Annotated in this window: 10 protein-coding genes and 1 pseudogene; 5 read left to right on the top strand and 6 right to left on the bottom strand. The window is 64.4% G+C overall.

Going from position 1 to position 12,223, the window contains the following annotated elements; translation table 11 throughout:
• The 3 genes and pseudogenes from EOA75_RS19340 to EOA75_RS19330 all read right to left on the bottom strand — a co-directional run.
• Nucleotides 1-300, bottom strand: a pseudogene (locus tag EOA75_RS19340) (aminomethyltransferase family protein); the annotation flags it as partial.
• Nucleotides 301-343: 43 nt separating this feature from the next.
• Nucleotides 344-1,918, bottom strand: a complete 1,575-nt coding sequence (locus EOA75_RS19335) for an NAD(P)/FAD-dependent oxidoreductase (protein WP_127324917.1) — start codon at nt 1,916-1,918, stop codon at nt 344-346.
• On the bottom strand, nt 1,905-3,524 hold the full coding sequence (locus tag EOA75_RS19330) for an NAD(P)/FAD-dependent oxidoreductase (protein WP_127324916.1): 1,620 nt from the start codon (nt 3,522-3,524) through the stop codon (nt 1,905-1,907). The genes EOA75_RS19335 and EOA75_RS19330 overlap by 14 nt, the downstream gene beginning before the upstream one ends.
• Before the next feature lie 211 nt (nt 3,525-3,735).
• Between EOA75_RS19330 and EOA75_RS19325 the strand changes: the two genes are divergently transcribed.
• From EOA75_RS19325 to EOA75_RS19310, 4 genes are all read left to right on the top strand, one after another.
• Complete coding sequence (locus EOA75_RS19325; RefSeq protein WP_127324915.1) at nt 3,736-4,530, top strand: class I SAM-dependent methyltransferase; 795 nt, start codon at nt 3,736-3,738, stop codon at nt 4,528-4,530.
• 6 nt (nt 4,531-4,536) lie between these two features.
• Nucleotides 4,537-5,223, top strand: a complete 687-nt coding sequence (gene betI / locus EOA75_RS19320) for a transcriptional regulator BetI (protein WP_127324914.1) — start codon at nt 4,537-4,539, stop codon at nt 5,221-5,223.
• A 64-nt stretch (nt 5,224-5,287) separates the two neighbouring features.
• Nucleotides 5,288-6,370, top strand: coding sequence for an ABC transporter substrate-binding protein (locus EOA75_RS19315; protein ID WP_127324913.1), 1,083 nt, complete (start codon nt 5,288-5,290; stop codon nt 6,368-6,370).
• Entirely contained in the window at nt 6,367-7,677 is a 1,311-nt protein-coding gene (locus tag EOA75_RS19310; RefSeq protein WP_164747447.1) for a flavin monoamine oxidase family protein, read from the top strand. The genes EOA75_RS19315 and EOA75_RS19310 overlap by 4 nt, the downstream gene beginning before the upstream one ends.
• Here EOA75_RS19310 and EOA75_RS19305 read toward each other — a convergent pair.
• Genes EOA75_RS19305 through EOA75_RS19295 form a run of 3 tightly spaced genes read right to left on the bottom strand, consistent with a single transcriptional unit; the run spans nt 7,641 to nt 10,487 of the window.
• Nucleotides 7,641-8,714, bottom strand: a complete 1,074-nt coding sequence (locus EOA75_RS19305) for an ABC transporter ATP-binding protein (protein WP_127324918.1) — start codon at nt 8,712-8,714, stop codon at nt 7,641-7,643. The two genes, EOA75_RS19310 and EOA75_RS19305, sit on opposite strands and share 37 nt — an antisense overlap.
• Before the next feature lie 37 nt (nt 8,715-8,751).
• A complete protein-coding gene (locus tag EOA75_RS19300) occupies nt 8,752-9,573 on the bottom strand; it encodes an ABC transporter permease (RefSeq protein ID WP_127247149.1) in 822 nt (273 codons plus the stop codon).
• A complete protein-coding gene (locus EOA75_RS19295; RefSeq protein WP_127324911.1) occupies nt 9,570-10,487 on the bottom strand; it encodes an ABC transporter permease in 918 nt (305 codons plus the stop codon). The genes EOA75_RS19300 and EOA75_RS19295 overlap by 4 nt, the downstream gene beginning before the upstream one ends.
• 290 nt (nt 10,488-10,777) lie before the next feature.
• Here EOA75_RS19295 and EOA75_RS19290 point away from each other — a divergent pair, with 290 nt between their 5' ends.
• Nucleotides 10,778-12,196, top strand: a complete 1,419-nt coding sequence (locus EOA75_RS19290; RefSeq protein WP_127324910.1) for an aminotransferase — start codon at nt 10,778-10,780, stop codon at nt 12,194-12,196.
• Nucleotides 12,197-12,223: the final 27 nt, after the last annotated feature.

Raw genomic sequence — 12,223 nt, 5'->3', positions numbered from 1 at the left:
CTTCAACCTAGTCACGTCGCGCAGCGTGACACGGTCGAGATAGGCTTCAGCGTCCGGACCCTCGATCCGGTATTTCGTCATCGGCGAGATGTCGAAGAGTGCCGCCTGGCTGCGAATGGCAAAATATTCCAGCTCCTCGTCCCAGAGCGAATGCGGCGCGCGGTAGCCGGCCCAATTGTACCAGTCGTTTGTCAGCGCCAGCGCGTCGATGCGCGGCTGGAAAGGTGTGCCGAGCCGAAGCGTGCGGAAGTGGGATTGCGCAAGGGTGCGGGCGGAATTGATTTTCACATGACGATTCATGTTGGCGTCGTAGAGCGCTGCGTTTGTGAATGGCGAAATCATCTCATGCCCTTATCGCGATGATGCGGCGTGCGGCGTTGAGGCCGGGGGCGCCGGAGATGCCGCCGCCGGGATGCGAACCGGCGCCGGCAAGGAACAGCCCTTCGAGCGGCGTGTCGTAGCCCGACCAACCGGAGACCGGCCGCGACATCAGCATCTGGTCGGCCTGCAACTCGCCGTGGTGCCAGTGACCGCCGGGCATGCGGTAGCGCCCCTCGATGTCGGCCGGAGTCAGCAACTCGGCATGACGCACCGTGGCGCCGATGCCAGGCGCATAGGCTTCGAGCTGCGCCATGATCGCCTTGAGGAATTGCGGCTTGCCGGCGGTCCAGCCCTGTTTCAATGCATAAGGTGCGTATTGCACCACCGCGGAGAGCACGCAGGCGCCGGAGGGTGCCAGCGAAGGATCGACCAGGCTGGGCAGCGTGATCTCCATCACCGGCTCGGGCGAGAACTCGCCATATTTCGACGGGTTGAAGGCGCCCTCGACATGGTGCGGCGAAGGCGCGATGACGAGTCGGCCCTTGTGGCCAGCGGCGTCGACGCCGGCAAATTGCGGCGGCCGGTCGAGCGCGAGATGAAGCTTCGCCGCATCGCCCTTCATGCGGATGTTCTTCATCTTGCGCACGAAACCGGTGTCGACCTCGCGCGGCCCGGCCAGATCGAGGATCGTGGTTGCGGGATTGATTGCCGAGACGACGGCTTTTGCGCGCAGCGCTTCGCCGCCCTGCGTGACGACACCGACGGCGCGGCCCTTCTCGACGACGACCTTGGCGACCGGCGAAGCCAGACGGATCGAAACCCCCGCTTGCTCGGCCGCCGAGCGGATGGCGGCAACGACCGCGCCCATGCCACCCTTGGGCTGTATCTGCGCGCCGGCGAGCCCGCCGATCTCGCCAGCGAGCCGATAGTAGAGGCCGAGCAGCGATGTCGGCGAGCGCGGACCGAGATGGCTGCCCAGTGTCGCGTCGAAAGCGAGCAGGCCTTTCAGCCTGTCGTCGGAAAGCTGCTCGTCGAGCAAGTCGTAGACGTTCATCAAGAGCACGCGCAGGAAGTCGCGCATGTCCTCCTTGCCGAGCTTCTTCAGCGCCAGCGCCGTCTGGCCGAGCCCGGTCATTTCGGCGAGCGACATGCCGGCAAGGTCCGGCGGACGGCGCGACAGGAAGGGTTTCAGCACGCCGGCGTAGCGCAACAGCTGCGCGCGCAGGTCGCGCCAAGCCGACTGCTCCGACGGGCTGGCGCCCGTCAGCGCCTCGCCATAGGCGCCGTGCAGCACCAGCGGGCCGTCTTTCGACAATGCGATCGACGGCACCAAATCGCCGCGCTCGATCGTCAGCCCGTGGCGCTCGAGCTCCAGCGTCTTCACCACATCGGGATGCAGGCGGTTGAGCAGATGAGCGACCGAGGAGACGCGAAACCCCGGCGCGAATTCCTCGGTGCGCGCCGCGCCGCCGACCTCCTTGCCGGCCTCGAGCAGCAGCACCTTGCGTCCCGATTTCGCCAGCGTGGCGGCGGCGACCAGGCCGTTGTGCCCGCCGCCGATGACGATCGCGTCCCAATTCGTTTCAGATGACGTCATGGGCCGGGCTCATATGCAGGGTTGGTTTGGCGAGATCGCGCAGGATCTCGGCGGCGGCGTTGCGTCCGGGCGCGCCCATGACGCCGCCGCCCGGATGCGTGGAGGAACCGCACATATAGAGCCCGCCGACCGGCGAACGGTATTGCGCGTAGCCCGGCACCGGGCGATTGAACAGCAGCTGGTCGAAGGTCAGTTCGCCTTGGAAGATGTTGCCTTCGGTGAGGCCGACCTCGGCCTCGATCTCGCGCGGCGTGCGCACCTCCATATGGACGATGCGGTCGCGGAAGCCGGGCGAATATTCGGCGATCTGCGCAACCACGCTCTCGGCGAAGCCGTCGCGGTCGGCGTCCGTCCAGTCTCGGCCGCCAATTTTGGGCGGCGCGTATTGCACGAAGCAGCTCATGAAATGTTTTCCCGGCGGCGCCATGGTCGGGTCGAGTGTGGTCGGGATCACCATGTCGAGGAAGGGATCGGCCGACCAGCGCCCGGCCTTCCAGTCGTCATAGGCGCGCTCCATGCGCTCGATTGAATCGGTGAAGTGCATGTCGGCGCGATAGACCGGCGAATCCTTCGGCAGAGCCGGGAATTGGGGAAGTGAATCCAGCGCGATGTTGACCTTGCCGGACGAGCCGCGGATCTTGAAGTTCCTGACCCGCCGAAGGAAGATGTCGGGCAGCTCCTTCTCCTCGACCAGCTTCAGGAAGGTGCGCTTCACGTCGGCGTTTGAGACGACGAGCTTGCCATGGATCTCTTCGCCGCCGGCCAGTACGACGCCCTTGGCCCTGCCGTTCCTAATCAGCACGCGCTCGACCTCGGCGCCGGTGCGGATCGTGCCGCCGCAGGCCTTGAACGAGGCGGCGAGCGCCTTGGTCACGGCGCCCATACCGCCACGCGCATAGCCCCAGGCGCCCACCGAGCCATCGACCTCGCCCATATAGTGGTGGAGCAGGACATAGGCCGTGCCGGGCGACATGGGCCCAAGCGCCGTGCCTATGATGCCGGAGAGCGCAAAGTTTGCCTTGATGACGTCGGTCTCGAAATACTCGTCGAGGAAGTCGGAGATCGACATCGTCCAGAAGCGCAAGGTCAGCGCCATTTCCTCAGCGGTGAGACCGGCGAATTTCTTGCCGAGATAAAGCAGCTCGCCAAGATCGCGCGGCTTGAAGCTGGTGGGATCGGGCGCGGTGCGCATCAACAGCGGCTGGATGAAGCGGCACTGCCTTGTGACGTCGCGCGAATAGCGGTCGTAGGCCTCGGCGTCGCGCTTGGAGAAGCGGGCGAATTCGCGGCGATGCGCGTCGTGGTCGCGGTAGTTGGCGAGATAGTCGCCGTCGCGCGTGAACACCGCGCCGCCTTCATAGGAGATCACCTGCAGGCCGAAGCGCGGCAGCTCCAGATCGCGCATGATCTCGGGCCGGAACAGCGAGCAGACATAGGAGCAGTTGGAGTAGAGAAAGCCCGGCGTCAGCTCGCGGCTGGTGGCGGCACCGCCGACCCAGTCGTTCTTCTCGACCACCAGCACGTCGAGCCCGGCGCGTTGCAGATAGCCGGCGTTGACCAGCCCGTTGTGGCCGCCGCCGATGACGATCGCGTCCCATGCCTTCATGTGCGCTCAACCTCCCTCCGGCCGTCCGTTGTTGGGTGCGATTTGTTCCCTGATCAGCCGAATTTGGCACGGGTCACGGTTTTTTGTCCAGCCATTTTGAATGAATGTTCAACAAATGGTGTTGCGTTTCTGCGTTGATGCGCTAGGCTTTGCCCCGCATTTCTGGTGTCCACTAGCGCGAAGGTGACTTCGGCATTTGAGGCTCAGTCCGATGATCGAAACGGCTAACGCCGAGCCGGAATATGACGACGCGGCCATTCGCTTCCTCGAGGCGCTCTGGGGCGATGGCTGCCTCTCCCCGGGCGGCCCGGACGAAGTGGACCGCGTGGTCGAAGGCCTCTCGCTCAAGGTCAAGACGATCCTCGATCTCGGCTGCGGCGCCGGCGGCGTCACGCTGGATCTGGTCGCGCGCCATGGTGCGGCGCATGCGACCGGTTTCGATGTCGAGAGGCCGGTGATCGAGACGGCAAAGCGAAAGGCGGCTGCGCAGGGTCTCCAGGACCGCGTGAGCTTCGTCCAAGCGCCGCCGGGACCGCTGCCTTTCACCGATGCTTCCTTCGACGTCGTCTTCTCCAAGGACGCACTGTTGCATGTCCGGGACAAGGATGCCCTGTTCGCCGAGATCTTCCGCGTGCTGAAGCCCGGCGGCGTCTTCGCCGCGTCGAACTGGATGATCTCGCACGACGGCGAGCCGTCTGCGGACATGAAGGCCTATCTCGCGGCGGAAGGCTTGTCCTTTGCCATGGCTTCGCCGGCGCGCTACGCCGAGGCGATGCGTCGTGCTGGCTTCCGCGACATCAGCGTCCGCGACCGCAACGCATGGTACCGGGATGTGGCGCGGGAGGAACTGGCGCGCCTGAAGGGGCCACTCTATCAAGCGCTCGCCGCCGCGGTCGGCGGGGGCTATGTCGACAAGAACATCCGGACCTGGGAGGCGATGCAGAAGGTGCTTGACAGTGGTGAGCACCGCCCCACTCATCTGCGCGGTTGGAAGCCGGTCGGATAGCCGGCAATGCTGGAGACCGTCACGCTCATGAAGAATGCAGAGGTCAGGGATGCCTTGCCCGAACCGGCACGAAAAGGAGACGCCGAGAAGCGCGGCCGCAAGGCTTCGAAAGAAGTCAGGCAACTCCAGTTGATCGAGGCGACGATCGATTCACTGGCCAAGCGCGGCTATGCGGAAACGACGATGGCCGATGTGGCCGACGGCGCGGGCCTGTCCCGCGGCATCGTCAACTTCCATTTCGAAAGCAAGGAGAAGCTGCTCGTCGCCACGCTGCAATATATGTATGACGAGTATTCGGCGCATTGGCGCGCGGCCTTGCAGAAGGCAGGCGACGATCCGGCGCGGCAGCTGCAGGCGCTGGTGTGGGCCGACTTCGATCGCTCGATCTGCAACAAGCGCAAGCTCGCCGCCTGGTGCGCCTTCTGGGGCGAGGCCAAATCGCGGCCGACCTACCAGGCGCTGAGCAGCTCGCGCGACGCTTACTACCAGCAGGTGTTCATCGATCTCTGCGCGACGCTCAAGCAAAGCGGCGGCTATGCCTATGAGCCGCAGGTCATGGCGCTGGCGCTATCGGCCATGCTCGAGGGCCTGTGGCTGCGGTTGATGATGGGCACCCAGGACACCACGCGCGAGACCGCGCTGCAGGCGGCCAACGCGTTCCTGGCCGCCGCCTTTCCGAAACACTACGATTAACGTCAGCCCGGGGTTAGCAACAGCCGGCCAGCAAGACCGGCAAGACCAAAGAGGATGGAACAGCATGAAGAAACTCAGCCGACGCCTGACACTTACTTTGGCGCTCGCCGGCACGCTGGCGTCTTCGGCGGCAGCGTTCGCCGTTGCCGCCGACAAGGACCTCATCGTGTTCGACTGGTCCGGCTATGAGGACCCCAGCTTCCACGGCAAATATGTCGAGAAGGACGGCGACTCGCCGACCTTCGCCTTCTTCGGCGATGAGGACGAGGCATTTGAGAAGATCCGCTCCGGCTTCAAGGCCGACCTCGGCCATCCGTGTTCGCAAAGCGTGGTGAAGTGGCGCGAGGCGGGGCTGTTGCAGCCGCTCGACACTTCCAAGATCGCCGGCTGGAAGGATCTCAACCCCGGCATCATGGCGATGAAGGACCTTGCCACCACCCCCGACGGCAAAGCCTGGTTCATGCCTTGGGACTGGGGTGACACGCAGCTCACCTTCAACTCCGACAAGATCGCCGAGAAGGACGTGCAGTCGCTGAAGGCCTTCGCCGATCCCAAGTATAAGGGACGCGTCTCGATCGGCGACAATGTCGACGACGCCTATGCGCTGGCCAGCCTCGCCATCGGGCTGAAGGACTGGACAAAGATGACGGACGAGCAGTTCAAGCAGGCGTCCGATTTCCTGCGCCAGGTGCACAAGAACGTGCGCTCCTACTGGACCGACACCACCGACATCGTGCAGCTGCTCTCAGGCGGCGAGGTCGATCTCGCCTGGGCCTGGAACGACGCGGCGGTGCAATCACAGGCCGCCGGCGTGCCGATCAAGTCCAAGAAGGATACCGACGAGGGCATCTCGACCTGGGTGTGCGGCTATGTGCTGTTCAAGGACGCGCCCGGCAACATTGACAAGGCCTATGACTATCTCAATGCCGTCAACGATCCGGAAGTCGCCAAGGTGCTGGTCAAGGACTGGGGCTACGGCCAAGCCAACGCCAAGGGCATGGCCGGTGTCGACCAGGCGGTGCTCAAGGAAAAGGGCTACGACAACGTGGAAAAATGGGTCGACAAGACGCTGTTCCAGCAGCCGCTGCCTTCCGAGCTCAAGCTGAAGATGATCGCCGAGTTCGAGAAGATCAAGGCCGGCTATTGAACAGCAAGACCGAAAGCACCGACGTTGCAATCGTCGGCGCCGGCTTCACCGGCCTGTCGGCCGCGCTCGAATTGAAGCGCGCCGGCATCGATTTCCTTGTCCTGGAAGCGCGCGGCCGCGTCGGCGGTCGTGTGGAAGGTGCGCGAAACGGGCTCGGCGAGCTGATCGACAGCGGCGGCCAGTTCCTGTGCGAGGACATGCCGGAGCTGATGGCGCTGGCCAGGGCGCGCGGCAAGACCTTCGTCAAAACCTTTGTCGATGGCGATTTCATCACCCATCCACCGATGTCGGTCGACCAGGCCGGACAGACCTATGTGACCGCGATGGCGATCCGCGACCGCATGAACTGGATCGAGCCTGACGATCCCGCGATCGCCGGGCTGACAGTCGCCTCCTGGCTCGAACGCCAGACCGATCCGGTAGATGCCAAAGCCGCCTTCCGCTCGATGATCGAGGGACTGTGGTGCCTGGCGCTGGAAAAGGTGCCGCTCTGGTACCTGATCGACAATGATCGCCGCATCACCAACGAAGTGCCGGAACTGCAATATTCTCTGCGCGAGACCATGCAGTCGCTGGCCGCGGACCTGGCGGGCGATCTCGGTGACCGGCTGCGGCTGAACGAGCCGGCCATTCGCATCGAGCGCGGGCCGTCAGGCGTTCGTGTCGTTGCCGGCAGCGGCGCCGTCGAGGCGCGCGAGGTCCTGCTCGCCCTGCCGCCAGCGACGGCCAACAGGCTCGACTTTCGGCCTGCCTTGTCAACGGCCTTAAAGAAGGCGCTTGGCGTCTGGGAAAGCGGCGCGGTGGTCAAGATCCTCGTCCGCTATGCCAGGCCGTTCTGGCGCGAGCGCGATCTGAGCGGCATGGTGATGTGGCGCGACATGCCTGGCCTGTTTGCCTGCGATGCCAGCATGGACGCGGAGCATGCAGCGCTCGTCGTCTTCATCGGTGGGCCGCTGGCGCTGCGCTGCCGCAAGCTGGGTGCTGCGGCGTTGCGCGCCGAGGTCATTGCGAAGCTCGCGGATGCGCTCGGTCCGGACGCGGCCGATATTCTCGATTTCAGCCAGCGCGACTGGACGCATGACCGCTGGAGCGGCGGCGCCTATAGCGATCTCATCGTCGACGTGACGGCAAGAGATGCCGAGCGCACGATTCTTGCCGGCGCGCCGCCGATCCATTTTGCGTCGTCGGAAGTGTCGCCGTCCTTCCCCGCCTATGTCGAGGGCGCGATCGTGGCCGGGCACATCGCCGCCGGGAAGATTTTGGCGCGGCTTCAGTCCGCCATCGCCACCAGGGCCTCTGGGTCGTAGGCGAGACGGATCGGCGCGCCGACCGGAATGTCGTCGGCGCCGAAATCATTGGTCTCGGTCACCGAGAGCGGCTTTTCCAGCCCCGGGATCTCGACGATCAGATGCGTGATCTCGCCGAAATAGTGGCGCTCGACCACCTTGCCGGCGACCTCGAACTTGGCCGTCGCATTGTCCCAGAGCACGCGCAGCCGCTCCGGCCGGATACCGAGAGTCGCCGCGCCGCCGTTGCGGACGAAGGCCTTCGGCTTGTCGGTCCTCACACGCCCGAAGCCAAGCGTGTCGACAACCAAGGACGCGCCGTTCTCCTCGACGATCTCGGCCTTGACGAAATTCATGCCGCCGAGGAAGTCGGCGACCTGGCGGTTGACCGGGCGCTGGTAGATTTCCTTGGGCGAGGCGACCTGCGCGATACGGCCGCCGAACATCACGGCGATGCGGTCCGACATGGCCAAAGCCTCATACTGATCGTGCGTGACCAGCACGAAGGTGATGCCTACCGCCTGCTGCAGCCGGCGCAACTCGACCTGCATCTGCTCGCGCAGCTTCTTGTCGAGAGCCGATAGCGGCTCGTCGAGCAGCAGCACCTTGGGACGCATGACCAGTGCGCGGGCCAGCGCCACGCGCTGACGCTGGCCGCCGGAGAGTTCGGTGGCGCGGCGCTTGCCAAGGCCGGTCAGCGACACCTGCGCCAGCGCCTCCTCGACGCGGCGCTTTTCTTCGCCGCCCTGCAGTTTCAGCCGCTTCAGCCCGTAGGAGACGTTCTGCTCGACATTGAGATGCGGAAAGATCGCGTAGCTCTGGAAGACCATGTTGGTCGGACGCCGGTTGGCGGGAATGCCGTCCATCGGCTGGCCGTCGACCGCGATCGAGCCGCTGGTCGGCGTGTCGAAGCCGGCGATCATGCGCAAGAGCGTGGTCTTGCCGCAGCCGGACGGCCCGAGCAGCGAGAAGAACTCGCCCTCCCTGATCGCGAGCGATGCATTATTCAACGCCTTGAACGCGCCGTAGCTGCGCGTGACGTCGCGGATCTCGATCATGGTGCGATCGGAAATCGTTCGCTCGGACTGGACCTGCTCAAGCATAGAGGCCTCCCTCGTTCTGGGTGCGTCTCGCCGCGCGGCGGCGCAGGATCTCTGCAACGGTCATCAGCACGAAGGACGCCGCCAGCAGCAAGGTGCCGAGCGCCAGCACGCCGGGGAGCTTGGCCGCGAAGCGCAGCTGTCCCCAGATGTAGATCGGCAGCGTCGCCTCGGTGCCGGTGAGGAAGAAGGCGATGATGAACTCGTCGAGCGAGATGGTGAAGCAGACCAGCAGGCTGGAGATGATCGCCGGCGCCACCATTGGCAGCGTCACCCGCCGGAAGGTGCCGAAGGCGCTTTCGCCGAGATCGGCGGAGGCTTCCTCGAGGCTGCGGTCGAAACCTTCGAAGCCGGAGGTCAGCACCGTCATCGAATAGGGAATGCAGACCAGCACATGCCCAAGCACGACCGTGAACAGCGACAGGCTCAAGCCCAGTTGCAGCATCACCAGCAGCATCGAGATGGCAACGATGACCTCGGGCAGCACCAGCGGGGCCATGATCAGCCCGTTGACGGTGCGGCGGCCGGGATAGCGGTAGCGGGTGATCGAACGGGCGGCGAGAATGCCGAACACGGTCGACAGGATAGCCGCCGAGACGCCGACAACCAAGCTGTTCCAGGTGGCGTCGATCAGTGCCGGCGTGCGCGGCAGGTCCTGGTACCAATGCAGCGTGACGCCTGAGAGCGGGAATTTCGGCGTCGCCGCGGTGTTGATCGAGAAGATCGGCAGGAAGATCACCGGCAGATAGAGGAAGAGGATGTAGAGCGCGGCGTAGCTCGACAGCCAGCTTGGCAGGTAACGTCTGATCGCCGTCATCGCGCCAGCCTCTGCAGCGCGCGGATGACCAGCACCGCGGCGCCGGCCATCAGCGAGACGATGACCATGGTGGTGACGGAGAGTGCTGCGCCGAGCGGCCAGTTCGACGCCTTGCCGAATTGCGCCTGGATGGCGTTGGCGATCATCACGCCGTCTTTGCCGCCGACCAGCTTCGGCGTGACGTAGTCGCCGACGGTCGGGATCATGACGATCAGCGCCGCTGAGATGACGCCTGGCGCCGACAGCGGCAAGGTCACGCGCAGAAAGGAGCGCAGCGGCCCGTCGCCGAGGTCGGTCGCCGCTTCGACCAGGGTGCGGTCGACCTTCTCCAGCGAAACGAAGATCGGCAGGATGGCGAAGGTCGCCCAGGCGTGAGTCAGCGTGATGATGACGGCGCTGGAATTGTAGAGCAGCGCAGTCGACGGCTCGTCGATGATGCCGAGGCCCATCAGGCCGGAATTGAGCACGCCGTTGTAGCCGAGGATCACCTTCCACGACATCACGCGCAGCAGGTAGCTGGTCCAGAACGGGATGGTGATGAGGAACAGCCAGAGGCTCTTCTGGCGGCCGCCATGGAAGGAAATGAAATAGGCGATCGGATAGGCGAGCAGCACGGTGAACAGGCTGACCGTCAGCGAGATGTAGAGCGAGCGCCAGAGCAGGTCGCGGTAGATCGGCTCGGTCAGCGCGATCCGATAATTCTCCAGCGTGAATGTGTGGTCGATGGTCAGGTAGTCCTGCGTCCAGAAGGAATGGGCTATAACAACCAGGATCGGCAGGACGAGAAGGATGAGCGCGTAAAGGAAAGTCGGGCTGATCAGCGCAATGCCCTGGACGGCTTCCGACTGCAGAAGGGCACCTCGTCTGGCTCTCGCCATGCGCAGCGGGGGCGACCCTTCCGCGGCGGCCGTCATTGCAGCGCTCCGGGCGTGATTGCAGTTGCCGGCTCGGACTGTCCCGCCATACGGCCTTCCCATTGATCGGCGCCGACTGCCTGTTCCCAATTTATGTGCCCGGAGCGATCACTCCAGACTTGCCGGCTTTCTTTCATCATGAGCGCATCCGCCGATTGAAATCAAGCGCTATTTCTGCAATATTGATTGAATGGACATTCAAAATGAAGTGACGAAAAGCCGAATTTCCATGGCTTTCCGCTTCGTTTCATGTCTCTGGAAATCACCGCAACGGACTATGCGAGGCTAAGATGGCGGCTGCACGAGAGATCAAGGCGAGGGAAGTTGTCGAGCCCGGGGACGACGATGCGGTCGAGCTGGCCAAGCGCCATCTGGTCCAGCCCTGGCCCTATGCCGGTTCGGTCGGCGCCGAGGCACGGGCGCTGATCGGCGAGGGCGAGGGCATCTACATCACCGACGCATCCGGCAAGCGGCTGATCGACGGTCCGGCCGGCATGTGGTGCATCAATGTCGGGCATCGCCGCGAGGAACTGGCAAGGGTGATGTACGACCAGGCGATGGCGCTGTCCTACAACACGCCTTGGTATACGATGAATGCGCCCTCAGCCGAGCTTGCGAGACGCATCGCCGATGCCGCTCCCGGCGATCTCAGTCACACCTTCTTCACCACCGGCGGCTCGTCGGCGGTGGAGACGGCGCTGCGCTTCATGCAATTCTACAACAATGTGCGCGGCAGGCCGGAGAAGAAGCTGATCATCAGCCGCGGCGGCGCCTATCACGGCTCGACCTACCTGTCGGCTTCGCTCAACGGCCGCCCGCGCGACCGGCACTGGATGGATGGTGCCGACGAGCTGGTGATCAAGCTCTCCTCGCCCGATCCGTTCCGACGGCCGAAGGAGATGAGCATCGACGCCTTCACCGATTTCCTCGTCGACCAATTCCGCGACACGGTCGCGCGCGTCGGCGCCGGTCGCATCGGCGCCTTTGTCGGCGAACCGGTGCAAGCTTCGGGCGGCGTCGTCGTGCCGCCGGACGGATACCTGAAGCGCATCCGTGAGATCTGCCGCGAGAACGACATCCTCTATGTCTCGGACGAGGTGGTGACCGGCTTCGGACGGCTCGGCCATGTCTTTGCCTCGGGCGAGGTGTTCGGCCTCGACCCGGACATGATCACCTTCGCCAAGGGGGTTACCTCGGGGTATTTCCCGCTTGGCGGCGTGATCATCTCGGAGCGGCTGCTGGAGAAACTGCGCCGCTCCAACCATCCCGATGCGCTGTTTGGCCATGGCCTCACCTACACCAGCCATCCGATCGGCTGCGCCGTCGCGCTGAAGAACCTCGATCTTTTGGAAGAGGGCGTGCTTCAGCATGCGCGCGAGATCGCGCCCTATTTCCAGGCGCGCCTGAAAACGCTCGAGGAACTGCCGCTGGTCGGCGAGGTACGCGGCGCCGGCCTGATGGCTTGCGTCGAATGCGTCGCCGACCGCGAGAGCAAGGATCCGCTGCAGCTCGACAAGGATGTGGGAAAGCGTATCGACGCGCATTGCCATGAGCTCGGTCTCTTGGTGCGGCCGCTGATCAACATGTGCGTGATGTCGCCGCCGCTCATCATCAGCCGCGAGCAGATCGACGACATGGTCGCGATCCTGCGCGAAGGCATCTCGCGCACGATGGATGATCTGAGGAAGGAAGGCGTCTGGCGGGGGTGAGAGAGCGCCCCTCTCCCCGTTCTACGG

This window comes from Mesorhizobium sp. M1A.F.Ca.IN.022.07.1.1 (genome assembly GCF_003997575.1).
Lineage (GTDB): Bacteria > Pseudomonadota > Alphaproteobacteria > Rhizobiales > Rhizobiaceae > Mesorhizobium.
The sequence above is the reverse complement of the archived record's forward strand: the minus strand, read 5'-3'. Positions and strand labels throughout refer to the sequence as shown.